Source organism: Burkholderia lata (genome assembly GCF_902499025.1).
GTDB classification, from domain to species: domain Bacteria; phylum Pseudomonadota; class Gammaproteobacteria; order Burkholderiales; family Burkholderiaceae; genus Burkholderia; species Burkholderia lata_C.
Genome location: NZ_CABVPW010000053.1, coordinates 20,710 through 46,735, shown reverse-complemented (window position 1 = coordinate 46,735; position 26,026 = coordinate 20,710). Strand labels below are relative to the sequence as shown.

General features: G+C 65.2%; 26 protein-coding genes and 1 pseudogene. 20 read left to right on the top strand and 7 right to left on the bottom strand.

Annotated elements, in window-relative coordinates; all coding sequences use genetic code 11:
• The first annotated feature begins 149 nt into the window (after window positions 1-149).
• Complete coding sequence (locus BDI24065_RS36420) at window positions 150-356, top strand: DUF3185 family protein (RefSeq protein ID WP_174933828.1); 207 nt, start codon at window positions 150-152, stop codon at window positions 354-356.
• A 131-nt stretch (window positions 357-487) separates the two neighbouring features.
• On the opposite strand, the gene BDI24065_RS36415 is transcribed toward BDI24065_RS36420, so the two are convergent.
• Complete coding sequence (locus BDI24065_RS36415; RefSeq protein WP_175035233.1) at window positions 488-1,261, bottom strand: phytanoyl-CoA dioxygenase family protein; 774 nt, start codon at window positions 1,259-1,261, stop codon at window positions 488-490.
• Window positions 1,262-1,613: 352 nt separating this feature from the next.
• On the opposite strand from BDI24065_RS36415, the gene BDI24065_RS36410 reads away from it, so the two are divergent.
• On the top strand, window positions 1,614-1,955 hold the full coding sequence (locus tag BDI24065_RS36410; protein ID WP_011353530.1) for a hypothetical protein: 342 nt from the start codon (window positions 1,614-1,616) through the stop codon (window positions 1,953-1,955).
• Window positions 1,956-2,086: 131 nt separating this feature from the next.
• Here BDI24065_RS36410 and metK read toward each other — a convergent pair whose 3' ends face one another.
• Window positions 2,087-3,274, bottom strand: a complete 1,188-nt coding sequence (metK, locus tag BDI24065_RS36405) for a methionine adenosyltransferase (RefSeq protein WP_122946502.1) — start codon at window positions 3,272-3,274, stop codon at window positions 2,087-2,089.
• 265 nt (window positions 3,275-3,539) lie between these two features.
• On the opposite strand from metK, the gene BDI24065_RS36400 reads away from it, so the two are divergent.
• Window positions 3,540-4,424, top strand: coding sequence for a lipid A biosynthesis lauroyl acyltransferase (locus BDI24065_RS36400; protein ID WP_175035232.1), 885 nt, complete (start codon window positions 3,540-3,542; stop codon window positions 4,422-4,424).
• A gap of 21 nt (window positions 4,425-4,445) precedes the next feature.
• Here BDI24065_RS36400 and BDI24065_RS36395 read toward each other — a convergent pair whose 3' ends face one another.
• Complete coding sequence (locus BDI24065_RS36395) at window positions 4,446-4,748, bottom strand: HigA family addiction module antitoxin (RefSeq protein WP_175035241.1); 303 nt, start codon at window positions 4,746-4,748, stop codon at window positions 4,446-4,448.
• A gap of 13 nt (window positions 4,749-4,761) precedes the next feature.
• Window positions 4,762-5,041: pseudogene (locus tag BDI24065_RS36390) on the bottom strand (type II toxin-antitoxin system RelE/ParE family toxin).
• Between the two features lie 383 nt (window positions 5,042-5,424).
• Here BDI24065_RS36390 and dapF point away from each other — a divergent pair.
• The 9 genes from dapF (at window position 5,425) to BDI24065_RS36345 (ending at window position 14,134) form a co-directional block, all read left to right on the top strand.
• Window positions 5,425-6,294, top strand: coding sequence for a diaminopimelate epimerase (gene dapF, locus BDI24065_RS36385; protein ID WP_175035231.1), 870 nt, complete (start codon window positions 5,425-5,427; stop codon window positions 6,292-6,294).
• A 37-nt stretch (window positions 6,295-6,331) separates the two neighbouring features.
• The gene (locus BDI24065_RS36380; protein ID WP_175035230.1) at window positions 6,332-7,051 is read left to right on the top strand and encodes a DUF484 family protein; all 720 of its coding nucleotides are present in this window, start codon (window positions 6,332-6,334) and stop codon (window positions 7,049-7,051) included.
• A gap of 14 nt (window positions 7,052-7,065) precedes the next feature.
• Window positions 7,066-7,986, top strand: coding sequence for a tyrosine recombinase XerC (gene xerC, locus BDI24065_RS36375; RefSeq protein ID WP_175035229.1), 921 nt, complete (start codon window positions 7,066-7,068; stop codon window positions 7,984-7,986).
• 76 nt (window positions 7,987-8,062) lie between these two features.
• Complete coding sequence (locus tag BDI24065_RS36370; RefSeq protein WP_175035228.1) at window positions 8,063-9,277, top strand: class I SAM-dependent rRNA methyltransferase; 1,215 nt, start codon at window positions 8,063-8,065, stop codon at window positions 9,275-9,277.
• Between the two features lie 200 nt (window positions 9,278-9,477).
• Window positions 9,478-10,551: a CobW family GTP-binding protein gene (locus BDI24065_RS36365; RefSeq protein ID WP_175035227.1), complete on the top strand. Its 1,074-nt coding sequence runs from the start codon at window positions 9,478-9,480 to the stop codon at window positions 10,549-10,551.
• Between the two features lie 496 nt (window positions 10,552-11,047).
• A complete protein-coding gene (gene dksA / locus BDI24065_RS36360; protein ID WP_006477498.1) occupies window positions 11,048-11,464 on the top strand; it encodes an RNA polymerase-binding protein DksA in 417 nt (138 codons plus the stop codon).
• Between the two features lie 238 nt (window positions 11,465-11,702).
• Window positions 11,703-12,239 carry an ATP-dependent protease subunit HslV gene (hslV, locus tag BDI24065_RS36355; RefSeq protein ID WP_175035226.1) on the top strand — a complete coding sequence of 179 codons (537 nt, stop codon included), beginning with the start codon at window positions 11,703-11,705 and terminating at the stop codon, window positions 12,237-12,239.
• Window positions 12,240-12,249: 10 nt separating this feature from the next.
• Window positions 12,250-13,593, top strand: a complete 1,344-nt coding sequence (hslU, locus tag BDI24065_RS36350) for an ATP-dependent protease ATPase subunit HslU (protein WP_175035225.1) — start codon at window positions 12,250-12,252, stop codon at window positions 13,591-13,593.
• Window positions 13,594-13,771: 178 nt separating this feature from the next.
• On the top strand, window positions 13,772-14,134 hold the full coding sequence (locus tag BDI24065_RS36345) for a hypothetical protein (protein ID WP_175035224.1): 363 nt from the start codon (window positions 13,772-13,774) through the stop codon (window positions 14,132-14,134).
• A gap of 21 nt (window positions 14,135-14,155) precedes the next feature.
• Here BDI24065_RS36345 and BDI24065_RS36340 read toward each other — a convergent pair whose 3' ends face one another.
• The 3 genes from BDI24065_RS36340 to BDI24065_RS36330 all read right to left on the bottom strand — a co-directional run bounded on the left by BDI24065_RS36340 (window position 14,156) and on the right by BDI24065_RS36330 (window position 16,447).
• The gene (locus tag BDI24065_RS36340) at window positions 14,156-14,698 is read right to left on the bottom strand and encodes a response regulator transcription factor (RefSeq protein WP_021156278.1); all 543 of its coding nucleotides are present in this window, start codon (window positions 14,696-14,698) and stop codon (window positions 14,156-14,158) included.
• A gap of 13 nt (window positions 14,699-14,711) precedes the next feature.
• Window positions 14,712-16,130, bottom strand: a complete 1,419-nt coding sequence (locus BDI24065_RS36335; protein ID WP_175035223.1) for an ATP-binding protein — start codon at window positions 16,128-16,130, stop codon at window positions 14,712-14,714.
• A 92-nt stretch (window positions 16,131-16,222) separates the two neighbouring features.
• Entirely contained in the window at window positions 16,223-16,447 is a 225-nt protein-coding gene (locus BDI24065_RS36330; RefSeq protein WP_175035222.1) for a cysteine-rich CWC family protein, read from the bottom strand.
• 304 nt (window positions 16,448-16,751) lie between these two features.
• On the opposite strand from BDI24065_RS36330, the gene argB reads away from it, so the two are divergent.
• From argB to BDI24065_RS36290, 8 genes are all read left to right on the top strand, one after another.
• On the top strand, window positions 16,752-17,651 hold the full coding sequence (gene argB / locus BDI24065_RS36325; protein WP_006490510.1) for an acetylglutamate kinase: 900 nt from the start codon (window positions 16,752-16,754) through the stop codon (window positions 17,649-17,651).
• On the top strand, window positions 17,648-18,439 hold the full coding sequence (locus BDI24065_RS36320) for a pyrimidine 5'-nucleotidase (RefSeq protein WP_175035221.1): 792 nt from the start codon (window positions 17,648-17,650) through the stop codon (window positions 18,437-18,439). Before argB ends, BDI24065_RS36320 begins: the two co-directional genes overlap by 4 nt.
• Complete coding sequence (slmA, locus tag BDI24065_RS36315; protein ID WP_175035220.1) at window positions 18,406-19,071, top strand: nucleoid occlusion factor SlmA; 666 nt, start codon at window positions 18,406-18,408, stop codon at window positions 19,069-19,071. The genes BDI24065_RS36320 and slmA overlap by 34 nt, the downstream gene beginning before the upstream one ends.
• A gap of 580 nt (window positions 19,072-19,651) precedes the next feature.
• Entirely contained in the window at window positions 19,652-20,194 is a 543-nt protein-coding gene (locus tag BDI24065_RS36310; RefSeq protein ID WP_175035240.1) for a fimbrial protein, read from the top strand.
• A gap of 106 nt (window positions 20,195-20,300) precedes the next feature.
• Window positions 20,301-21,065: a fimbrial biogenesis chaperone gene (locus BDI24065_RS36305; protein ID WP_175035219.1), complete on the top strand. Its 765-nt coding sequence runs from the start codon at window positions 20,301-20,303 to the stop codon at window positions 21,063-21,065.
• A 117-nt stretch (window positions 21,066-21,182) separates the two neighbouring features.
• Complete coding sequence (locus BDI24065_RS36300; protein WP_175035218.1) at window positions 21,183-23,861, top strand: fimbria/pilus outer membrane usher protein; 2,679 nt, start codon at window positions 21,183-21,185, stop codon at window positions 23,859-23,861.
• Between the two features lie 67 nt (window positions 23,862-23,928).
• Entirely contained in the window at window positions 23,929-24,963 is a 1,035-nt protein-coding gene (locus BDI24065_RS36295) for a fimbrial protein (RefSeq protein ID WP_175035217.1), read from the top strand.
• Window positions 24,964-25,205: 242 nt separating this feature from the next.
• On the top strand, window positions 25,206-25,751 hold the full coding sequence (locus BDI24065_RS36290; RefSeq protein WP_175035216.1) for a fimbrial protein: 546 nt from the start codon (window positions 25,206-25,208) through the stop codon (window positions 25,749-25,751).
• Window positions 25,752-26,026: the final 275 nt, after the last annotated feature.

The following is a 26,026-nucleotide window of genomic DNA, read 5'->3' as shown; positions in this document are numbered from 1 at the left end:
GTTGCACACATTGCGCGGCGGCGAAGGAGTCATACGACGACTATGGTAGCGAAAGCGGCCCGCGCGCGCACGGCGGGCACGGCGATGGACGCAGTCGCGGTCGTCGCCTACACTGCGGCGTCCCGAATCATCGTTTCAGCGAGGTTGGTATGTCCCGAGTCATCTCGGTTGCACTGCTCGTCGGCGGCGTCGTGCTGCTGTATTTCGGCGGCCAGTCGTTTCATTCGATCAACGACAACGTATCGCGCTTCTTCACCGGTTCGCCCGCGACGAAGACGATCCTGCTGATCGTGGGCGGCGCCGTCGCATCGTTCATCGGCCTGATCGGCCTCGCGATGCCGGGCAGCAAGCGCTGAGCGCGCAGCCGCGCGACCCGTGAACGGGCCGCGCAAAACGAAACGGGCGGCCAGGCCGCCCGTTGTTCCATTCGCCCGCGATGCACCGCATCGCGTGATTGCCGCGGCCTTGCCGGCCGCCCGCTCCGCGCCTAGAACTGCACTTCCGGTTTCGACGCCGAGCGCGTGCCGGGTACCGGCCGGTTGCTCGCGCCGTGGTACGTGTACACGAGCGAGAACTTCACCTGGTCGGAACGGTTCTGCCCGGCCGAATGCAGCGTGTTGCTATGGAAGAACACGACGTCGCCCGTCTGCAGCGACGGGCACGTGGCCGCGTCGATCATCTTCCGGTTCTCCGGCAGGTCGCTGCGGAAGAACTTCGCATCGTCGAACGCTTCAGCCCCGAATTCGGCCGTATGCGACCCCGGCACGAGCCACAGTGCGCCGTTCTCGTTCGTTTCCGGCCCGAGCGCGAGCCACACCGACACCATGTCCGGGCGCGCGAACGACCAGTAGCGGAAATCGCGATGCCAGCCGGTCAGGCTGCCGTAGGCCGGGTGCTTCGTCATCATGCAGTTGTGATGGGCACGCGACAGCACGGGTTCTTCACCGAAATACTCGCGCATCCACGCACCGATTTCCGGTGCGATCGCACGCTCGGCGAAGGCCGGATCGCGCGAGTACGCATCGAGCAGCCGCCGCACCGTATGCCCGCCCGGCGCATGCTTGGACTCGGGCGCGCCCGGGTAGCGCAGGTCCGCCTCGAATTCGATCGGTTCGGCCGCCTCCCGCAACTGGCGCTCCGCGATCTGCCTGAGCGCCGCGCATTGTTCCTCGCCGACGAGGCCACGCGCGACGACGAAGCCGCGCTCACGCAATTCCGCGACTTGCGCGCGGATCGATTCCGACTGCAATGGAGACGACATGGGATGCCAGACGTTTATTGTGTGAATGTGACGATTGTAAATCGGCGCCGGATGCCGCGAACAGCACCATTGTCGTGCGCAGGGGCATGCCAATCGAGGATTTGATCCGGCTCAAGGGAACTGTGCGGCGCGGCGTTGGCCTCACCGACAGGCGGTATGCGGCACACGCCTTGTGGCACAAGGGTTTATCGCGACTTTTGCCCGTCATGAATCCCCTGTAGCCTGTCGCGGCCTGTCAATTCTGGCGGGCGCGGCGCGCAGCGAGTTTCGGTAAGATCCGTTGCGCCATCCGAGGCCGTTCATACCAGTGCGCTCTCAAGGGCGCCATCCATACAAGCGAAGCATCGTTCACATGCCATTCCGTCTGACTTCCCGTCTCAGCCGCGCTGCGAAGCGCGTTGTGCCGCCCGCTCCTGCCCGCTCGCTGCGCCATCACCGCGCACGCACGCAGGCGCTGGCCGAGCGTACGCCCGCACACAGTCGGCTGGACGGTATCCGTGCGTGGTTCCACGCATTTTTCTCGATGATGAGCGCGCAGGCATTCTCGCGCCGCGCCGGCCTGCGCTCGCTGCTGCAGAAGCCGTCGTCGCTGCGCGCGCTCGCGCTGCGCCGCGCGCTCGGCCCGCAGCGTCGCGTCAACCGCCCGCGCCGCCTCGCGGCCAGCAACGGCTGGTTCGGGTTCGGCGCGCGCTGAACGCACGCCGGCAGGCGCCGCGCGCGACGATCGCCGTCGCGCCGTTGCCCGATTGTCCGATTGCCCCGGCGATCGGAACCCATAAAAAAACCCCGGCTTTGCCGGGGTTTTTCATTTGAGGCGAACGACGCTTACGCGACGCGTGCCGTCGGCTCGACGCCGGCCGCTTCGGCCAGGGCGAGCGCCTTGTCGGTCGCTTCCCACGAGAATTCCGGCTCTTCGCGGCCGAAGTGGCCGTAAGCAGCGGTCTTCTCGTAGATCGGGCGCAGCAGGTCGAGCATCTTGATGATGCCCTTCGGACGCAGGTCGAAATGCTCGCGCACGAGCTTCGTGATCACCGCATCCGACACGCGGCCCGTGCCGAACGTGTTGACCATCACCGAGGTCGGCTCGGCGACGCCGATCGCGTACGACACCTGGATCAGCGCGCGCGACGCGAGGCCGGCGGCGACGATGTTCTTCGCGACGTAGCGGCCTGCGTACGCAGCCGAACGGTCGACCTTCGACGGATCCTTGCCCGAGAACGCGCCGCCGCCGTGCGGTGCGGCACCGCCGTAGGTATCGACGATGATCTTGCGGCCGGTCAGGCCGCAGTCGCCCTGCGGGCCGCCGATCACGAACCGGCCGGTCGGGTTCACCAGGAACTTGATGTCGCCCTTGATCAGGTCGGCCGGCAGCGTCGGCTTGATGATTTCCTCGATCACGGCTTCACGCAGCGCGGGCAGCTCGATGTCCGGTGCGTGCTGCGTCGACAGCACGACGGTGTCGATCGAATGCGGCTTGCCGTCGACGTAGCGGATCGTCACCTGCGACTTCGCGTCCGGGCGCAGCCATTGCAGGCGGCCGTCGCGGCGCAGGCTGGCCTGGCGCTCGACGAGGCGGTGCGACAGGTGGATCGGCAGCGGCATCAGTTCCGGCGTTTCATCGCACGCGTAACCGAACATCAGGCCCTGGTCGCCCGCGCCCTGGTCGAGGTTGTCGTCGTGTGCACGATCGACGCCCTGGGCGATGTCCGGCGACTGCTTGTCGTATGCGACGAGCACCGCGCAACCCTTGTAGTCGATGCCGTAGTCGGTGTTGTCGTAGCCGATGCGCTTGATCGTGTCGCGCGCGATCTGGATGTAGTCGATGTTGGCCGTCGTGGTGATTTCACCGGCCAAAACGACGAGACCCGTGTTGCACAGCGTTTCCGCCGCGACGCGGGAATATTTGTCCTGCTCGAGGATGGCGTCGAGGATCGCGTCCGAGATTTGGTCCGCGACTTTGTCCGGATGGCCTTCGGAGACGGATTCGGACGTGAAGAGATAATCGTTTGCCACTTTTTCAGGCTCCTGTGTGGTTACGGTTGGTTTCACGTAGCCAGCTTCGTTGGGCCTGAAGCGGCGACGCTTTAGCGGATTACCAGGACCGGGCAGCGTGTGTAACGCCAACCGGCTTCGCCCCGCAAGTTGTCAGTTAACTCGGCGAAGCCCGTATTATAGCGGCTTTCCTGAATTGTCACAGAGCGCCACCCGTGCTGCATCTTCCGCTGTCTCACCACCCTGTTCGCAAAGCGCCGGCCAGCCGGTCCCACGGAGGTTTCGCATGCTAGGTCGTCTAGGCACGCACCTCGCCATTGGCTTGCTGAAACTGCTCGCCCTGTTGCCGTACGGCCTGACCGCACGGTTCGGCGATGGTCTCGGCTGGCTGCTCTACAAGATCCCCAGCCGGCGAAAGCGCATCGTACACACCAATCTGAAACTCTGCTTCCCGGATTGGAGCGACGAGCGGCGCGAGGAAGTCGCCGGGCAGCATTTCCGCCATGCGATCCGCAGCTACGTCGAGCGCAGCTACCAGTGGTTCGCGTCGGAACAGGCCTACCGCAAGCTGTTTACGGTCGAGAGCGAGGTTGACCTCAACGATCCGGACATGCCGCCGACCCTCTTGCTCGGCTTCCATTTCGTCGGCATCGAAGCCGGCTCGATGGCGATCAATCTCGCCCTCGGCCGGACCTGCGGCTCGCTCTACACGCCGATGAAGAGCCCGGAAATCGAAGCCGCCGCCAAAGCCGGCCGCAGCCGCTTCGGCGCGGAGCTGGCGAGCCGGGCCGACAGCGCGCGTACCGTGCTGCGCTGGCTGCGCGACCGCAAGCCGGTGATGCTCGGCGCCGACATGGACTACGGGCTGCGCAATTCGACGTTCGTGCCCTTTTTCGGCGTACCCGCTTGCACGCTGACGGCTGTCGGCCGGTTCGCCAAGACCGGCCACGCGCAGGTTCTGCCCTTTATCGGCGAAGTACTGCCGAACTACAAGGGCTACCGACTGAAGGTCTTCAAGCCGTGGGCCAACTACCCGACCGGCGACGACGATCTCGACGCGCGGCGGATGAACGAATTCCTCGAGGAACAGATCCCGCTGATGCCCGAGCAATACTATTGGGTTCACAAGCGCTTCAAGACGCGCCCGGCTGGCGAGCCGAGCCTGTACTAAGCCATACCCGCGGGCGCACGGTCACGCACGTGCCTGCGCCCTCGCTACCTTGGGCACGCCTTTCGCGCGCGCCTGCCACAAGTCGCAAGCGGATTGCTGTGCCAGCCACAGATCCGCGCGACCGCCGTTTTCCTCTCCTAGCCACGCCTCGATGCGCAACGCCATTTCCGGCGAAATCCCGGCGTGACCATGCAAAATGCGCGACAGCGCCGCACGCGTGACGCCGAGTTGCGCGGCGGCCTCGGTGACGGTGAGGCCGAACGCCGGCAGCACGTCGTCACGCAGTGCTTCGCCCGGATGCGGCGGATTGAAGATGCGAGTCATCGCTTGAATCACCTCAGTGGTCGTCCTGGTAATCGACCAGAACGGCATCGGCGCCGTCGAAACTGAACGTCAGACGCCAGTTGCTGCTCACGCTCACCGCGAAATGGCCGTCCAGCCCCCGGGGCAAGGCCGTGAAAGCGCCAGCCCGGTACGTTCATGTCGAGCGGCCGGCTCGCGACGTCGAGACGTGCAAGCTGGCGCCGTAACCTTGGAGCATGGTCGGGCCGAATGCCCGCCTTGTTCCCGTTCGTGAAAAACGCTTCCAGCCCCTTGTGTTGCCACGACTTGATCATGGATCTCCCACATTCGAGTCGCGATGCCGACAGCATGGCCCATGCGTATAGCCACACTATACGAATCGCTTGATTGCCTTGTCAATTTGACCCGTACGAAAGTACGCGTCCGCGCCATCCCGTGTTTTCGCCGAACCGTACTCGCACCACGACAGGCCCGTCACACCACATCAATCTGCCCGCCTGCCGCAAACGCGACCAGTCGACCGATCGACAGATACGCCCTATTTCGCGGCCGCCCGCCCCCGCCCGCGCAGGACGCCCCTGTCTGCTGCATGTATCATTTGCGGTTGAGATCAGCACGACGAACGAGGCCGCCCGGCATGGCGAGCCGTCGCGCACGCCGCGCTGACCGCCTTGTTCGCCATGGAAATCCGGACCCAGTGAAACTCTCGTTCACCAAGATGCACGGCGCGGGCAACGACTTCGTCGTGCTCGACGGCTATTCGCGCGCATTGCCGCCGCTCACCGAAACGCAGGTGCGTGCGCTCGCCAACCGCCACTTCGGCATCGGCGCCGACCAGCTGCTGCTCGTCGAAAAACCGACCGTCGACGGCGTCGATTTCAAGTACCGGATCTTCAATTGCGACGGCGGCGAGGTCGAACACTGCGGCAACGGCGCGCGCTGCTTCGTGAAGTTCGTCAGCGACCGCGGCCTGACCGACAAGCGCAGCGTGCGCGTGCAGGTGATGAAGGGCCTGATCACGCTGACGATGCAGGACAACGGCGAAGTCGTCGTCGACATGGGTGCGCCCGTGTTCACGCCGGCGCGGGTGCCGTTCGATGCAGCAGGCCTCGACGGCCGCACCGAGGGCCGCGACACGCTGTGGCCGCTCGACGTCGGCGGCGCGACGCGCTGGATTTCGACGGTGACGATGGGCAACCCGCACGCGGTGCAGGTCGTCGACGACACCGAAGCGTATCCGGTGCTCGAAGAAGGCCCGCTGATCGAGCACCACGCGCGCTTCCCGGAGCGCGTGAACGCCGGCTTCATGCAGATCGTGTCGCGCGGCGAAGTGAAGCTGCGCGTGTACGAACGCGCGGCCGGCGAGACGCTCGCGTGCGGCACCGGCGCGTGCGCGGCGGTCGCGGCCGGCATCCGGCGCGGCCTGCTCGATTCGCCGGTGACCGTGCACACGCACGGCGGCACGCTGACGATCAGCTGGGACGGCGCGCGCGACGAAGCCGCCGCGCTGATGATGGCCGGGCCCGCCACGACCGTGTTCGAAGGCGAGATCGACCTGCCTGCCTGACCCTGCAACGTCCTTGATAACTGAACGCTCCAGCCACATGAACGATCGCGAAGTCGCCGACTACCTGCTCGCCAATCCCGAATTCTTCGCGCAGCACGCCGAACTGCTCGCGACGATCCGTCTCGCGAACCCGCACGGCAAGGCCGCGATCTCGTTGCAGGAGCGGCAGATGGAGATGCTGCGCGACAAGAACAAGCATCTCGAGCGCCGGCTCGCCGAACTCGTGCGCTACGGCCACGAGAACGACAGCCTGTCCGCGAAGTTCAGCCGCTGGACCGCGCGCGTGATCGCGGAGCGCGATCCGTACGCGCTGCCGCGCACGATCGCCGACGGCATCGCCGAAGTATTCGACGTGCCGCAGACGGCGCTGCGCGTGTGGGATGTCGCCGACACCTACTCGCAGGCCGACTTCGCACGCCAGGTCGGCGAGGAAGTGCGCCTGTTCACGAGCGGGCTGTCGACGCCGTACTGCGGCGCGAACACCGGCTTCGAGGCCGCGCAGTGGCTCGCGCCCGCGGTCGCCGCGAATGCGGTGGAAGGCGCGGAAGCCGCCCCGCCGGCCGGCGACGGCTCGGCCGCATCGGTCGCGCTGCTCGCGCTGCGTGCACCGCTCGCCGGCAACGATGCGCCCGCGTTCGGCCTGCTGGTGCTCGGCTCGCCCGACCCGCGCCGCTTCCACGACGGGATGGCCACCGACTTCCTCGCGCAGATCGCGACGCTCGCGAGCGCCGCGCTCACGCGCCTGCTGCCGCACTGATCCTTCCGCACGCGATGACAGACGATCCGATCGCCGCCTACCTGTCGAACCTGAAGCACGTCAGGCAGTTGTCGGAACACACGCTGCGCGGATACACGCACGAACTCGACGAGCTGAAGAAGCTCGCGAACGGCCGGCCGCTCGAAGCGCTGACGGCCGCCGACATGCGCGGCGCGGTCGCCCGCGCACATTCGGGCGGGCTGTCCGCCCGGTCGATCTCGCACCGGCTGTCCGCGTGGCGCGCGTTCTACCGCTGGCTCGCGCAGCGCGTCGAGATGCCCGCGAACCCGGTCGCCGCGGTGCGCGCGCCGAAACGCGCGAAGACCTTGCCGAAGGCGCTGTCGGTCGACGATGCCTCGGCGCTGATGGACGCGCCGCTCGCCGGCACGACCGAAGGCATCCGCGATCACGCGATCCTCGAGCTGTTCTATTCGTCGGGGCTGCGCCTCGCCGAGCTGATCGGGCTCGACGTCATGTACACGCAGGCCGACGGCTACCGCTCGGCCGGCTGGCTCGACCTCGCCGAAGCCGAAGTCACCGTGCGCGGCAAGGGCAACAAGGAGCGCAAGGTGCCGGTCGGCCGCAAGGCGATCGATGCGCTGAACGCATGGCTCGCGGTGCGCGGCGAATTCGTGAAGCACGATCCGCATCCGCTGTTCGTGTCCGTGCGCGGCAACCGGATGTCGCCGGGCGTCGTGCGCGAGCGCGTGAAGCGCGCGGCGCTCACCGCGGGCATCCCCGCCAACGTCCATCCGCACGTGCTGCGCCACTCGTTCGCGACGCACGTGCTGCAGTCGAGCGGCGACCTGCGCGCGGTACAGGAACTGCTCGGCCACGCGAGCGTCTCGGCGACGCAGGTCTATACGTCGCTCGACTTCCAGCATCTCGCGAAGATTTACGACAGCGCGCATCCGCGCGCGAAGAAGCGCGACTGACGCGCGCCCCGTGTTACCCGCCGCGCGCGACGACCGGCAACGGTCGACGTCGCGCACGGCCCATTTCGATCTCATCATGCAAACCGTCACCCTCAAGCCGTCCAAGGAAAAATCGCTGCTGCGCCGCCATCCGTGGATCTACGCCAATGCGATCGACCACGTCGACGGCAAGCCCGCGCCCGGCGCGACCGTGATCGTGCGTGCGCACGACGGCCGCTTCCTCGCGCGCGGCGCATACAGCCCGCAGTCGCAGATCCGCGTGCGCGTGTGGAGCTTCGACGAGAACGAGCCGATCGACCACGCGTTCTTCAAGCGCCGCGTACAGCGCGCGGTCGCACACCGCACGACGATGGTGTCGGGCACGGGCGCGGTGCGGCTCGTGTTCGGCGAAGCCGACGGGCTGCCGGGGCTGATCGTCGACTACTACATCGCGGACACCGCCGAAGCTGGCGCCGCCCCGCGCGGCCAGCTCGTCTGCCAGTTCATGGCTGCGGGCGTCGAGGCATGGAAGGACGCGATCGTGAAGGCGCTCGTGGGCGCGACGGACTGCCCGAACGTGTACGAGCGCTCGGACGTGTCGATCCGCGACAAGGAAGGGCTCGAACAGACGACCGGCGTGCTCGCGGGCGACGCACCGCCCGAGACGCTGATCTCGAACGAAAACGGCGTGCGCTATCACGTCGACGTGCCGAACGGCCACAAGACGGGCTTCTACGTCGACCAGCGCGACAACCGCGCGCTGGTTGCGCAGTACGCGGCCGATCGCGACGTGCTGAACTGCTTCTGCTACACGGGCGGCTTCTCGCTCGCGGCGCTCAAGGGCGGCGCGAAGCGCGTCGTGTCGATCGACTCGTCGGGCGATGCGCTCGCGCTTGCGCAGCAGAACGTGGTCGCCAACGGCTTCGATGCCGAACGCGCGACCTGGCTCGACGCCGACGCATTCAAGACGCTGCGCCGCCTCGTCGACGAAGGCGAGCGTTTCGACCTGATCGTGCTCGATCCGCCGAAGTTCGCGCCGACGCGCGACAGCGTCGATCGCGCGGCGCGCGCGTACAAGGACATCAACCTGAGCGGCTTCAAGCTGCTGCGTCCGGGCGGCCTGCTGTTCACGTACTCGTGCTCGGGCGCGATCGACATGGACCTGTTCCAGAAGATCGTCGCGGGCGCGGCCGCCGACGCGAAGGTCGATGCGCGCATCCTGAAGCGCCTCGGCGCGGGCGTCGATCACCCGCTGCTCGCGGCCTTCCCGGAAGGCGAATATCTGAAGGGCCTGCTGTTGCAAATCGTCTGATCGCCCCGATCTACGCGCGTAACCGTCCGCCGGCCGCGGCTTGGCGCCCGGCGGATCCGCGCTCCCGCCTGTCGTTCGGACGACGGGCGAGGGCTTGACAGGTATGTTTCAATGGATGGTTGTGCGCCCCGGCTGGCAAAGCCCGGGGCGCGACGCACATCCTGGTTTTGACCCCGATTCACGAACCACAGGCGATTGACATGGCCACTCCCGTCACCATCCTCACCGGCTTCCTCGGCAGCGGCAAGACGACGCTGCTCAAGCGCATCCTGAACGAACAGCACGGCATGAAGATCGCCGTGATCGAGAACGAGTTCGGCGAAGAGAACATCGACAACGAAATCCTCATCCAGGATTCGAACGAGCAGATCATCCAGATGAGCAACGGCTGCATCTGCTGCACGATCCGCGGCGACCTCGCGCGCACGCTCGGCGATCTCGCCGCGAAGAAACGCGAAGGCAAGCTCGACTTCGACCGCATCGTGATCGAAACCACCGGCCTCGCGAACCCGGGCCCGGTCGCGCAAACCTTCTTCATCGACAGCGAGATCGCCGACGATTTCCTGCTCGACGCGGTCATCACGCTGGTCGACGCGAAGCATGCGAACGCGCAGCTCGACGAGCACGAAGTCGTGCAGCGCCAGGTCGGTTTCGCCGATCGCCTGTTCATCACGAAGTCGGACCTGGTCGACGACCAGACGGTGGCCGGCCTCAAGCATCGCCTGATGCACATGAACCCGAAGGCCGTGATCAAGGTCGTGAATTTCGGCGAAGCGGACATCAAGGAAATCTTCGACCTGCGCGGCTTCAACCTGAACGCGAAGCTCGAGATCGACCCCGACTTCCTCGCCGAAGACGATCACGCGCATCACCATCACGACCATGATCACGATCACGCCAATTGCGACCACGATCACGGTCAATGCGCGCACGATCACGACCACGGCCATCACCACCATCATCACGCGCACCACGACGACAAGATCAAGTCGTTCGTGTACCGCAACGACCGCCCGTTCGACCCGAACAAGCTGGAAGACTTCCTCGGCGGCATCCTGCAGATCTACGGCGAGCGGATGCTGCGCTACAAGGGCGTGCTGTACATGAAGGGCGTCGACCGCAAGGTCGTGTTCCAGGGCGTGCACCAGATGATGGGCAGCGACCTCGCGTCGAAGTGGCTGCCGGTCGAGAAGAAGACGAACAAGATGGTGTTCATCGGCGTCGATCTGCCGCAGGACCTGATCACCGACGGCCTCGACGCCTGCCTCGCCTGACGCGCGCGGGCAACCGTCGCGCCCCCCGCCGCACGGCCGCCCCGCGGGCGGTTGCTGCGGCCGCGGGGCGCCTTTTCCGGGCAGGGTTTCGCCGTCATCGCTTTTTCGCGATTTGCGCGTTATATTTTCTAGATATTGGCGCAGCCGACGGGGATCGACCCGATACGGCGCCCGCTTGCGATTCAGTTACAATACGTGCCCGCTGGAGTACGGCAACAAACAGGCCCGGTTCTTGCTGAACCAGTTTTCCGGGCATCGCAACCGCGCCGGATCGCCAATCCGCCTCCCGGCCGCGGCCGATGCGATGTGCCGCGCAGCACACCGGTTCGCAGCGCGCGCAACTCCGCGCCAGGCCTATCCTGGTATTTGAGAACCGGTTTTCCAGAGGCTTTCGGCCCCGCGGCGGCAAATCGCAAATGATTGCAAGCGCGGTTGCGGGTAATCCCAAAGTGCAGGCAATATCTCTTGATTTGCCGCACATTGAAGAAGCAAGCAGATGACGAAGAAACTCTTGACCGAAGCCGAAATCCTGAAGATGAGCGACAAGGATTACATGAATGAGGATCAGCTCGCCTTCTTCAAAAATCGGCTCGAACAGTTGCAGGCGGACATCCTCAAGAATGCAGGCCAGACGACCGAGAACCTGCGCGAGACGGTGATCGTGCCCGATCCCGCCGATCGCGCGACGATCGAGGAAGAGCACGCGCTCGAGCTGCGTACGCGCGATCGCGAACGCAAGCTCCTCAAGAAGGTTCAGCAGTCGCTCGCCCGCATCGATTCCGGCGATTACGGCTGGTGTGAGGAAACCGGCGAGCCGATCGGCATTCCGCGCCTGCTCGCGCGTCCGACCGCCACGCTGTCGCTCGAGGCGCAGGAGCGCCGCGAGTTGCGCCAGAAGCTGTTCGGCGACTGATCGAGCGGCGTTCCGCTCAGACACGCTGCTTCCCGAAAGCGCGCGGCCTGCCGCGCGCTTTTTGTTTTTCCGGCACCGGCTCCCCGCCGGCCGCCGATTTGCCTCCCCTGCCTCTTGATATCCCGGCGCCCGCCCTAAAATGAAACGGACGCGCGCCGGGCCGCTTCCCGGCGCACTGCGGATTTACGCGGCGGCGCCCCGCGCCCCCGCCTTCCCCCGTTTTTCTCAAGGAACGCAGATGGAGCAATTTCACGGCACGACCATCGTTTCGGTCCGACGCGGCGACAAGGTCGCGCTCGGCGGCGACGGCCAGGTAACCCTCGGCAACATCGTCATGAAGGGTGGCGCGCGGAAAGTGCGGCGGATCTACAACAACCAGGTGCTGGTCGGATTCGCGGGCGGCACCGCCGATGCGTTCTCGCTGCTCGACCGCTTCGAGGCGAAGCTCGAGAAGCACCAGGGCAACCTGACCCGCGCGGCCGTCGAGCTCGCGAAGGACTGGCGCACCGACCGGATGCTGCGCCGCCTCGAGGCGATGCTGATCACGGCCGACGCCACCACCACGCTCGTGATCACCGGCAACGGCGACGTGCTCGACCCCGAAGAAGGCATCTGCGCGATCGGCTCGGGCGGTGCGTATGCGCAGGCAGCAGCCCGCGCGCTCGCGGAGAACACCGAGCTGTCGCCGCGCGAGATCGTCGAGAAGTCGCTCCAGATCGCCGGCGACATGTGCATCTACACGAACCACAACCGCATCATCGAAACGATCGAGTAAGGACCGCACCATGAGCACCATGACCCCTGCCGAGATCGTCTCGGAACTCGACAAGCACATCATCGGCCAGGCGAAGGCGAAGAAGGCCGTCGCGGTCGCGCTGCGTAACCGCTGGCGCCGCCAGCAGGTCGCCGACCCGCTGCGCCAGGAAATCACGCCGAAGAACATCCTGATGATCGGGCCGACGGGTGTCGGCAAGACCGAAATCGCACGCCGCCTCGCGAAGCTCGCCGATGCGCCGTTCATCAAGATCGAAGCGACCAAGTTCACCGAAGTCGGCTACGTCGGCCGCGACGTCGACAGCATCGTGCGCGACCTGATCGAGATCTCGGTCAAGCAGACGCGCGAAACCGAGATGCGCAAGGTGCGCAGCAAGGCGACCGACCAGGCGGAAGACCGCATCCTCGACATCCTGCTGCCGCAACCGCGCGCGGTGGGCTTCGGCGGCAATGCCGAGCACGCGAACGACGACAACAACGCGACGCGCCAGACCTTCCGCAAGCGCCTGCGTGAAGGCCAGCTCGACGACAAGGAAGTCGAGCTCGACCTCGAGCAGCCGTCGGCCGGCATGGACATCATGGCGCCGCCGGGGATGGAAGAGATGACCGAGCAGATCCGCTCGATGTTCTCGAACCTCGGCAGCGGCAAGAAGCAGCGCCGCAAGGTGAAGATCAAGGAAGCGCTGAAGCTGCTGACCGACGAGGAAGCGGCGAAGATGCTGAACGACGAGGAAGTGAAGACGAAGGCCGTGCAGAACGTCGAGCAGAACGGCATCGTGTTCCTCGACGAGATCGACAAGATCACGTCGCGCAACAACGAAGGCAGCGGCGGCGAAGTGTCGCGCCAGGGCGTGCAGCGCGACCTGCTGCCGCTCGTCGAAGGCACGACGATCAACACGAAGTACGGGATGGTGAAGACCGATCACATCCTGTTCATCGCGAGCGGCGCGTTCCACCTCGCGAAGCCGAGCGACCTGATTCCCGAACTGCAGGGCCGCTTCCCGATCCGCGTCGAGCTCGACTCGCTGTCGGTGAACGACTTCGAAGCGATCCTCGTCGCCACCGACGCAAGCCTCGTCAAGCAGTACCAGGCGCTGCTCGCGACCGAAGACGTGCAGCTCGAATTCGCCGACGACGGTATTCGCCGTCTCGCGGAGATCGCCTATTCGGTCAATGAGAAGACCGAGAACATCGGTGCGCGCCGGCTGTACACGGTGATCGAGAAACTGCTCGAGGAAGTGTCTTTCTCGGCCGGCAACCACGCCGGCGAACGCGTGACGATCGACGCGAAGTATGTCGATCGCGCGCTCGGCGAAGTGTCGCAGGACGAAGACCTGTCGCGCTACGTGCTGTAACGCGCGCGGCATCCGACGAAAAACGGGCGGCCCCTCACGGGGTCGCCCGTTTTTTCATGGTCACGCGATGCGGCGCACATGCCGCCCCCCGGAACGCGGCTGATGGCAAGCATTTCGGTGCGTCCCTATAATTTGGACTCCTCTGGCTACGAACAGACGTATTCGTCACCACTTCCGAATGACCATCTACCCGTCCATCGCCGGCCGAATCGTGCCGGCTCTGCTCACGCTTACGCGCGCCGACATCCTGTCGCTCTTGCGCCGGATCAGGCGGGAGTCGCTGCGGCGCTACAACGTCGCGTTTGTGCTCGCGTGGCTGGGCACGCTGGCAGGCATCGCACTCGCCAGCGTGGCGATCAGCATCGGCCTCAAGTCCATCGCGAATAGCGTATCGGCAACACCGTGGCCGATGGCCAGCGCCATCATCGTCGGCGGATCCGCGCCGCTGCTCGGGAACCTCATCTACTCGGCGCTCATCACGCGCCTGCTGAAACGCGAGATCGTCGCCTGCCTGTCGCGGGCCCCGAGCCCGCCCGGCTGACGCGCCGGGCGCAAGCCCTGTTTACTGCCGCACCGGCTTCTTCGCGAGCTTGCGCTGCAGCGTGCGGCGGTGCATGTTCAGCGCACGCGCGGTCGCCGAAATATTGTTGTTGTTCTCGGCCAGCACGCGCTGGATGTGCTCCCACTCGAGCCGGTCGACCGACAGCACGACCGGATTCTCGAGCGCTTCGTCAGCCTGCACTTCGGTCGCGTTGGTCTGCAGCGCGGCCAGGATCGACTCGACGTTCGCGGGCTTCGCGAGATAGTTGTCGGCGCCTTCCTTCACCGCCTGCACGGCGGTCGCGATGCTCGCGTAGCCGGTCAGCACCAGGATCCGCGCATCGGGCTGCAGGTCGCACAGCGGCGCGATCAGGCTCAGGCCCGAATCTTCGCCGAGATGCAGGTCGACGGTGATGAACTGGAACTTGCCGCCCGCGGCGAGCCGCAGCGCCGCCTCCTTGTCGTGCGCCTGCTGGACCGCGTAACCGCGGCGCTCGAGGCCGCGCGCGAGCGTGCCCGCGAACACCTCGTTGTCGTCGATCACCAGGAAATTGTTCTCGCTCATGTGGTTTCTCCGTCTACGTGTTGGTTGAGGCGGCCGACGCCGCGATGCGCACGACCGGCAGGCGCAGCACGGCCCGCGTGCCGCGCGCGGCGCTCGTGCCGGCCGGGCGGCTGTCCGGCGTGCCGGTTGTCCGTTCGGCCGGGCGCTGGCCCCCGCGCTGTGCCGAGCCTGCCGTGGCGTGACCATTCGCCGCACTGCCGGCCCGCCCGTTGCCGCCCGCCGCGCGCGGCACGACATCGGACAGTTCGATCTCGCCGCCGAGCCGCGCGGCCGCGCTGAACGCGAGATACAGGCCGACCCCGTGCCCGCCCTGCGTGCTGTCGACCGGCATCGCGCCGAGCGATTCACGCAGCGAGGCCGGAATGCCGGGCCCGTCGTCGCATACCTCGAATTCGATCTCGTCGGCCGTGCCGGCGTGCGCGACCTTCGCGGCCAGCGTCACGCGCTGCGGGCTCGCGCGCGCGGCGTTGTCGAGCAGGATCGTCAGGATCTGGCCGGCCGCGACCGTGTCGTCGAGCGCGACGCCCGCCGGGCGCGCGCCGAGCGATTCGAACTGCACGTGCGGATGCCGCAGGCGCCAGTGCTCGACGAACGTGTCGAGCCAGTCGTCCACCGGCTGGCGGCTCGCGGGCGCGCTCGCACGGCTGCGCAAGCGCGCGAGCGCCGACGTGCAGAGCGACATCTGTTCCTCGAGCACCTTCAGGTCGGCCTCGTAGCGGGCCAGCCCCGGATCGTCGCGGGCGGCGTCGCGCAGTTCTTCGGCGAGCATCGCGATCGTCGACAGCGGCGTGCCCATCTCGTGCGCGACGGTGGCGGCCTGCACGCCGAGCGCGACCGCCCGCTCGTCGCGCAGCAGGTGCTGCTGCGCTTCGCCGAGCGCCGAATCGCGCTGGCGCAGCGCATTCGACATGCGCGCGACGAACCACGCGATCAGCCCGACGCTGACCATGAAGTTCGCCCACATCCCGGTACGGTAGTAGTCGAACAGGTTCGCGGGATTGTCCATGTTGAGCGGCACCGAATCGAAGCCGAGCGCCGCGTAGCACGCGACCGCGAACGCCGCGAGCCAGATCATCAGGTGCCACGGCAGCACGGCCGCCGCGATCGCGAGCGAAGGCAGGTACAGCGACACGAACGGGTTGGTCGTGCCGCCCGACAGGAACAGCAGTGCGGACAGCGCGCCGAGGTCGACCCACAGCTGGCCGAGCAGCTCAAAATTGGTCTCGGGCCGCGCGCGCAGCACGCGCACCCAGGTCAGCCCGTTGAAAACGATTTCAAGCGCGATGACCATCAGCATCGCCGGCAACGGCAGATGCACGCCGAAATAGGTCTGCACGACGCCGATCGTCACGAGCTGGCCGATGATCGCGAGATTGCGAAGCCAGAACAGGTGACTGAGGTTGACGCGCCCGGTGGTGGTGATTCGTTGCATCCGAGCAGTTTACCCGTTTAGCGGGCGGCGCCTCTAGCGGGGCCGGATCGGCGTGCGGCGAACGGGACGCTCCGCGTGCGCGGCCAGTGCCGTCAGCGGGCCGCGCCGGCCATCCGCTGCGCGATCTCGTCGGCCAGGCACTCGGGGCACCGGCAGCGTGCGCCGGCCGCGGGCGGCGCGCCGGCGGGCAAGACCGGCATCGACGCGCACCAGCATTCGAACGGCTGCGTGCGGGCGCCGCAGTCGAAGCTGCGCCCGCAGTGCGGGCAGCGCGCGCGGCGCGGGACGGAACGGGCGTCGGCGGCGGAATCGGTCATGGCGGCGTCGCGAAAGCGGGAAAGCGGGCGTGAAGTCGCCCTACGCGACAAGCATAGCGCGGCGAACGGATTTTGCACGCCGGCCGTCCGGACGGGGTCGTCCCCGCCGAACGCGGCCGAATGAACCCGGCGACACCTCCCCGCGGCGCATGCGCAACGGCCGCCGCGCCATAGCCGGCGGGCCGCGGCGCGACACGGCGCACCTGCGCCGCCGGTGTTCCGGCCCGTCCAAAAACCCGATGCTGCGCTGCGCCACTCCTGTACAATTCGCCGTGTTTCAACGTTCCCAGCCAGAGCCGCCGCCATGTCCGAGCCCATCGACCTCTCGCAGATCGCCCCCACGCTGAAAGCAGAAATCCTCGCCGAGGCACTGCCGTACATTCGCCGTTACCACGGCAAGACCGTGGTCATCAAATACGGCGGCAACGCGATGACGGAAGAGCGGCTCAAGCAAGGCTTCGCGCGCGACGTGATCCTGCTGAAACTGGTCGGCATCAATCCGGTGATCGTCCACGGCGGCGGTCCGCAGATCGATCACGCACTGAAGAAGATCGGCAAGGCCGGCACCTTCATCCAGGGCATGCGCGTCACCGACGAAGAGACGATGGAAGTCGTCGAATGGGTGCTCGGCGGCGAAGTGCAGCAGGACATCGTGATGCTGATCAACCACTTCGGCGGCCACGCGGTGGGCCTGACGGGCAAGGACGGCGGCCTGATCCACGCGCGCAAGCTGCTGATGCCGGACCGCGACAACCCGGGCCAGTACATCGACATCGGCCAGGTCGGCGAAGTCGAGGCGATCAACCCGGCGGTCGTGAAGGCGCTGCAGGACGACGCGTTCATCCCGGTAATCTCGCCGATCGGCTTCGGTGAAGATGGTCTGTCGTACAACATCAACGCCGACCTCGTCGCGGGCAAGCTCGCCACCGTGCTGAACGCCGAGAAGCTGCTGATGATGACCAACATCCCGGGCGTGATGGACAAGGACGGCAACCTGCTGACCGACCTCTCCGCACGCGAGATCGACGCACTGTTCGAAGACGGCACGATCTCGGGCGGCATGCTGCCGAAGATCTCGTCGGCGCTCGACGCCGCGAAGAGCGGCGTGAAGTCGGTGCACATCGTCGACGGCCGGATCGAGCACTCGGTACTGCTGGAAATCCTGACCGAGCAGCCGTTCGGCACGATGATCCGCTCGCATTGAGACCACGCAGCAAGACCGCCACACCCGACTTGCCGGCCCCGCTGCGGCGCCGGCGCGTGTCGCGCAGCCGGCCCCGCGCCGGCGCGCCGGTGTGGCTGTTCGATCTCGACAACACCCTTCACCACGCATCGCACGCGATCTTTCCCGAGATCAACCGCGCGATGACGCAGTACATCATCGACGCGCTGCAGGTCGAGCGCGCCGAAGCCGACCGCCTGCGCAACGGCTACACCGAGCGCTACGGCGCCGCGCTCCTCGGCCTCACGCGCCATCATCCGATCGATCCGCACGACTTCCTGCGCGTGGTCCACACGTTTTCCGACCTGCCCGCGATGCTGCGCGCCGAACGCGGACTGGCGCGCATCGTCGCCGCGCTCCCCGGGCGCAAGTTCGTGCTGACCAACGCGCCTGAGAACTACGCGCGCGCGGTGCTGCGCGAGTTGCGGATCGAGCGGCTGTTCGAGCGCGTGATCGCGATCGAGCACATGCGCGACCGCCGCACGTGGCGCGCGAAGCCCGATCACACGATGCTGCGCCGGACGCTGCGCGCCGCGAACGCGCGCATGGAAGACGCGATCCTCGTCGAGGATACGCGCGGCCACCTGAAGCGCTACAAGCGCCTCGGCATCGGTACGGTGTGGATCACCGGCCACCTGCCCGGCCATTTACCGACCACCGGTCGCCCGCACTATGTCGATCAACGCATTCGTTCGTTAAAATCGCTCCGACTGGGCACACGATCGGGGCGACAGAAATGCAGCCGACTTACCCGCAGGACCAAGCCGTAAAGGAAGACCAGGCCACACCCACCCGCGCGCGCCCGAAGCCGGGCGAGCGCCGCGTGATGATCCTGCAGACGCTCGCGGCGATGCTCGAGGCACCCAAGCCCGAGAAAATCACGACCGCCGCGCTCGCGGCGCGGCTCGACGTGTCGGAAGCCGCGCTGTACCGGCATTTCACCAGCAAGGCGAAGATGTACGAAGGGCTGATCGAGTTCATCGAGCAGGCCCTGTTCGGGCTCGTCAACCAGATCGTCGCGAAGGAGCCGAACGGCGTGCAGCAGGCACGCACGATCGCACTGACGATGCTCAACTTCGCCGCGAAGAACCCCGGCATGACGCGCGTGCTGACCGGCGAGGCGCTGGTCGGCGAGGACGAGCGGCTCACCGAACGCGTGAACCAGCTGCTCGACCGGATCGAGGCGACCGTCAAGCAATGCCTGAGGGTCGCGCGCACCGAGGCCAATGCGCCGCAGGACGGTGCCGCGCCGTTCGCGTTGCCGGCCGACTACGATCCCGGCGCTCGCGCGAGCCTGCTCGTCAGCTATGTGATCGGCCGGTGGCACCGCTTCGCGAAGGGCGGGTTTCAGAGACCGCCGGGCGAGCAAGCCGACGCGCATTTGCGGCTGATCCTGCAGTGATGCGCGGGGCGGCCTGACCGGTTGTGCACCCGCCGTCGTTACTGTATCCGGGTGGCCGGCAATGGACTGCATTTCGACCCGCCAAGAAAGAAACGACGGGGCCAACCGGTTCCGCCAGTGTTCCGGTACAAGCAAAGCGAGTAGCCTCCAACGCTCGTCGCCTGGCGCGCGCCCACCCTCAAGCCTGCCTCCATCGCGCGGCCGATTCATGACGAATGCCGATTCGTCACCCCTCTCTTGAAGATTCGCGCTCGCCTCTCAGGTAACCCCGAGTCCAGCACACGTTGTGCTGCGCGAATGCGCGCCGCAGCCGCAATTCGTAGGCGAATCCCAGCCCCAAACGTCAAAGCTTTGTAACGTTTCACTCGAATTCGGGCCAACTTGAAAGATTTTCGTGCCAGAACGATTCAATTCACGACGATCTTAAAGATTGTCCAATTCTCTCCATTCACTTACCCGGAAACAATGTCACCTGTTTCCTGCGCTGTTGCCAACGAGTCTTCGCAAGAGCGGCGGACAGCGCAGAGGAACCGTCGGTGCGTCGTCGTTCGACGCAGGACCACCTCTAACAGGTACTTACATGTCCAAGAAAGCACTTTCCATGCTGCTCGCGACAGCGGGTCTCGTCGCCGCGGCCAACTCGGCTCACGCAGCAGACGGCACGATCACGATCACGGGTGAAGTCACCGCACAGACCTGCACCATCTCGGGCGACGGCGGCGGCAAGGATTTCACCGTCATGCTGCCCACCGTGTCGACGTCGGCATTGTCCTCGTCCGGCACGACGGCGGGCCGCAAGCCGTTCAAGATCGCGCTGTCCAACTGCTCGCCGAATTCCGGCAATGTTTCGGTGTACTTCGAACCGGGCACCACGGTCAATGCGGCGACTGGCCAGTTGCGGAACGCGACCGGCACGGCAACGAACGTCGAAGTCGGTCTGCTGAACAAGGACGGCTCGAACATCAAGCTCGGCGCGGCGCTCGCACAGCAGAACTCGCAAATCGTGGCGATTTCAGGCGGCGCGGCAACGCTCGACTACTCCGCGCAATACGTCGCGACGGGCGGCGCAGCCACCGCGGGCACGGTGGGCACATCGGTTCTGTATTCGCTCGCCTATCAATAATCTGGTCACTTGACCGGCCGGCCAGGGCAGTTGCTGTTCCGGGCTGCGCCTGGCCTCGCCCGATCCAGGGGCGCACTTCTGCATGAATCAAAAAAGGAAATTGGCGATGAGCCTCCGGAAGAACTGGCGCTCGAACGCAGGTGCCGCCATGCTGGCCGCGACGCTGCTCGGCCCAAGCGCATCTGACGCCGGCGTGGTGATCGGCGCCACGCGCGTCGTGTATCCAGAAAGGGAACGCGAGGTCACAGTGAAGCTGACGAACGAAGGCGACAAGCCGTCGCTCGTCCAGGCCTGGGTGGATGACGGGAACGCCAACGCGTTGCCGGACGATTCGCAAGTACCGTTCACGCTGACGCCACCGCTGTTCAGGCTCGATCCGAAGAAGGGGCAAAGCCTGCGACTCATCTACACGAAGGAGCCCGTCACCCAAGACCAGGAAGTGCTTTATTGGCTGAACGTGCTCGACGTGCCCCCGCAGGCTGCAGACGATCCCGACACACCGAACGTGTTGCAGCTCGCGTTCCGGTCCCGCCTCAAGCTGTTCTTCCGCCCTGCCGGGTTGCAAGGCGCGGCCGACGAATCGGCCGGGAAGGTCAGCTGGAATTTCACGCAGAAGCCGGGCGGCGGCTACACGCTCGAAGCAACGAACCCGACGCCCTATCACGTGACGTTCAGCCGGTTCACCGTCAAGGCCGGCAAGTCGACCTGGAAGAGCGACACAGGCGGAATGGTCGCGCCGAAGTCGACCGCGCAGTTCGATGTCGGCAATGTGCCGTCATTACCGGCCGGCCCGCTCCAAGTCGACTACACATTCCTCAACGACTACGGCGCGGGCACCCAGGGCAGCTATGCGCCGAAGGCTGCGCGCTAACGCTGCGCATCCCGTGTACTGATTGATCCCATACCGGACCAAGAGCGGCGGCCATTGCGCCGCTGCGGGCAAACCGTCGCTCACATCATGACGATGCGGCATCAAAACACGGAATTCATGCGACCGATTCATTTCACCGGGCCGCCAGAAGCCATCGGGCATTTCCCGCTCAAACCGAGCTGCCTGTTCGTTCTGGGGGCACTTGGCAGCTGGATCGCGAATGCGGGCGCATCCGAGGCCCAAGATGGGCCGGCGGGCAATTTCGACGTCGCGCAGGTTCGCTTCAACGATACGTTGATGATGAAGCCGCGCGGGCAGCGACTCGATCTCGACCGCTTCGCGAAAGGCAATCCGATCGCACCGGGCAACTATCTGCTCGACCTCTACATCAACGGTCGATGGAACGGTCGTGCGTCGGTACGTTTCGACGCCAGCGAAGGCGAGGTGAGCGCTCGAGCCTGCTTCGATCACACGCTGGTCGCGCGGCTCGGTCTCGACAGCGGAGCGCTGACCGACTCCGGTCACGCCGAGCTGGCGCGCGTCCAGGAAGGCGGCTGCACAGACGTGGCGAAGCTGGTCGACGACGCGTCGTATGAATTCGATATGGGCGACTTGCGCCTGAACGTGAGCATCCCGCAGGCGGCGTTGCTGCGGAATCCGCGTGGCTACGTGAGTCCGGAGTTGCTGGACGGCGGCGTGCCGTCCGCGACGGTCAAATACAACGCGAACGTTTTTCGCAGTTCATCGTCGGGCTACACCACCACGCAGGGATACGTGGGGCTCGTCGCCGGCGTCAACGTCGCGAACTGGCACTTTCGGCACAACGGCACGTATACCTCGCAATCCACGGGTGACAGCCGGTACCAGAGCATCAACACCTATGTGCAGCGGGATCTGCCGACGTGGCGCAGCCAGTTGAGGATCGGCGAGACCTACACCGACGGCACGTTGTTCGACAGCGTAGGCATGCGCGGCGTCACGCTCGAATCCGACGACCGGATGCTGCCTGATTCGATGCGCGGTTATGCGCCCGTGATTCGCGGCGTCGCACAAAGCAATGCGCACGTCGAAGTCTCGCAGAACGGCAGCGTCCTGTACGAAACCAACGTCGCGCCGGGGCCGTTCCAGATCGACGATCTCTATCCGACAGGCTATGGCGGCAACCTGCTCGTCACCGTGATCGAGGCGGATGGCAAGAAGCACAGCTTCACCGTGCCGTATGCGGCCGTTGCGCAGTCGCTTCGCGCTGGCCTGTCGCGTTATGGCGTCGCGGTCGGTCAGTTGCGCGAGACGCAGTTGAATCGTCACCCGAACTTCGTACAGGCCACGTATCAGCGCGGCATCAACAATCTGCTGACGGGCTATGCGGGTGCAATCGTCGCGGAAAACTATCTCGCCGGCATCATCGGCGCGGCGTTCAACACGCCGCTGGGCGCGGTGGCATTCGATGTCACACAGGCGAAGGCAAATATTCCCGGCGCGACGAACACGAGCGGCCAGAGCGTGCGAGTAAGCTACAGCAAGCTCGTCGAAGCGACCGACACCCATATCGCGGTTGCAGCCTATCGCTACTCGTCGAGCGGCTACTGGGGCATGCGTGATGCGATGTATGCGCGCGAACGCGCGGCAGCGGGCACCGATCCGAGCATCGCATACCGCCAGCGCAACCAGATCCAGCTCACGCTGAACCAGTCACTCGGGGAACAGCGCGGCAGCGTGTTCGCGGTGGGGTCGACTGCCAGCTACTGGAACCGGCAGGGCACCACGACGCAGTTCCAGCTCGGCTACAACAACAGCCTGCGGTTGGGGGGCGTCAACCTGAGCTACAACCTGTCGGTATCGCGGCAGCGCGACGGCTTCACGGGCCAATTGAACAATCAGGTCTACCTGAATTTCACGGTGCCGCTCGGTCGGAGTGCGTACGCGCCGACCTTGACCGCGAGCACCACGCGGGACAGCCAGGGCGGAACGACCGGCCAGATGTCGCTGAGCGGGTCGGCCGGGCAATCCGGCGAGTTCACGTACGGCGTGAACGCGAGCGGTAGCGGCAGTACGGTATCTGGCGGCGGCAACGCGCAATACCGCGGCCCGTACGCAACCTTCTCCGGCAGCGTGAGCGGCGGCAAAGCTTACTCAAGCGTATCGGGCGGCCTGTCAGGCGCACTGGTCGGTCACGCCGGCGGCGTAACGCTCGCCAACGATCTAGGCGATACGGTTGCGATCGTGGAAGCGAAGGATGCGGTTGGCGCACGCATCACGAACGCGACCGACGCGCAGATCGATCGGTTCGGCTACGCGGTGGTGCCCTATCTGACACCGTACAAGATGAACACGATCGATCTCGATCCGAAGGGCATTCCGCTGGACGTCGAGATGCAATCGACGAGCCAGCAGATCGCACCGCGCGCGAATTCGGTCGTGAAGGTCCGGTTCGCGACCGTCAGCGGACGGGCGACGCTGTTGAGGGTACGCCAGCCGAACGGGACGCCTCTGCCGTTCGGCGCAACGGTTTCCGACGAGCAGGGCAAAACGGTGGGGGTAGCGGGGCAAGGCGGCCGGCTGTTCGTGCGAGGTCTGAAGGAAACCGGAACGCTGAGCGCGAAATGGGGCGAGCGATCGACGGAAACGTGCGCGTTTGTTTATCGGTTGCCGGTGCAGGTTGGCAAGCAGGAGATTTACGCCCGTATCGATTCGACGTGCGATGACGGTTCACGCACAAGCTCGCATCGATCCAGCTCCACGGCCAGCGTCGCGCAAATAAACGAGCATCCCGGCACGAATCATCGGCAACATTAAAATCAACATTTTCCAAAATACCCAAAACCCAAATTCACGGATTAACAACCAATAAGAAAAAATCGATATGACCAGATCATCAATATTCGCCGCGGCCATCCTTTTTTTATTTACAGGATACACCAACCCGGCAAATGCAAAGAATTACTTGACTTGCTCGGGCACAGCCCCCGGTTACCGAGTATTTTTAGACAATCCAGTAATCCCGCTCGACGCAGCAAATGGATCAGTCATCGCCTCCGGGATTGCCGAAATAGTATACAACTGCCCAGCGAACATCGACGGCATCGGCGGATTCAAATTCGAGATCATGACATTTCGATATACTCCGGAAGGGGGAGTGTACCCAGGCGTTCTTACCGGCGATGTAGAGCGGGGCATCGGTTTTCGAATTTTGAATGCCGACACGGGACAATTGATGACCGACTACACTGGAAAATACACGCAGTTTGCCCCGCCAACATCATCAAAACCGATCTCTGGAATACTAAGATTAAAGGTTGAGGCAATAAAATTGAGTGACCTAATATACAACGTCACACACATTGCCGGCCTCCAATACAGAATTGCCTATTTGAGAAGCGTAAACCAGGGAGCCCTCAACCCAAAGCCGGGAGATACCGGCGGATATCATTACTGGGACATCTACCCTTACTTCAGGGGCGTGATTACGCAAATGCCTAGAAGCTGCACGATCGCGAATTCCGGCGTCGCCGTACGGTTGCCGGCGATCGCCGCAGCCAAATTAAATTCAGTGGGCACGACCGCCGGTGATACGGGATTCAATATCGGACTGTCCTGCAAGGCAGGTACGAATGTCTATGTCACGTTGACCGACCTGACGGATCAAGGCAATCGAGGCAACCAACTGACGTTGACCCCGGACTCCACTGCGCATGGCGTGAAGTTGCGCATCCTGAACAACGGCCAGCCGGTCGGCTACGGCCCCGATTCGGCCGAGATCGGCAACCTGAACCAATGGTATGTCGGCCCATCGGCATCGACGACCCAAATTCCGTTGAGTGCGCAATACATCGCGACCGGCGCCGTATCCGCCGGAACCGTGAAGGGCGCCGCAACGTTCACGATGAGCTACCAGTGAGCGGGTAAATCCCGCTGCGCATCGTATTCACCGGGAGTGTTCGGCCGCCACCCAAGCGCTATCGGTCGGGCGCTTCCGGCCGGCCGTCGTTTGATCGGCGGCCGAAACCGGCTTCCGATTAGTAGTCCAAATTGGAAGGCAATCGCTGGAGGACATCACGTGTCGCCTGCATCGTCGGACACGACATCAACGCGACGTGAAGATGAAATCCGTTTATTGACTCTTGTTCCAAAGGAATCGACATGAAATTCGCATTCTCCGGCATCGCCGCCCTTACCGTGGTTGCCGCAGCAGCACTGCCGGCCATCGCGCACGCCGCCGACGGCACGATCACGGTCAACGGCACGATCGGCACGCAGACGTGCACGATCGACGGCAACGGTTCGGGCAGCAAGGACTTCACGGTGCCGCTGCCGAAGGTGTCGACGTCGGCCCTTGCCGTGGGCGGTTCGACGGCCGGCCGCACGACATTCAACATCACGCTGAAGAACTGCGCGCCGAATTCGGGCAACGTCTACACGCATTTCGAGGCGGGCACGACGGTCAACTCGACGACCGGCCAGTTGCTCAACGCGTCGGGTACGGCAAAGAACGTCGAGGTCAGTTTGCTCAACGGCGGCGATCAAAGCCAGATCGGGGTCGGCAAGGCGAATGAAAACTCGAAGGCGGTCGCCCTGTCGAACGGCTCGGCGACGCTGCCGTACCTCGCGCAATATGTCGCGATGGGCGGAGCGGCTACCGCCGGAACGGTGAACACGTCGGTGATGTACTCGATCATGTATCAATAAGCGGCAATACGGCGGGCGTCCCTGCGCGCCTGCGCACCGATTGCTGTTGCCGGTTGCGCGTCTGCCATCACGACGGCCCTCGAGCGCGAATCTCCACGCGTCCGATGGGCCGCCTGTCACGCCGCGTGTGCCGCGGCGATTTTCCCCGCCGGCCCCTCCACTGCTCCCCGAGCAGCCCTCCGCCCAGTCACTGCCGCCAGCGCTCAACGGAAACCGACCTGCCGCCACACGTCGGCAGACTTTCTGCCCCCCAGCCCCGCAACCCTGCCGGCCCG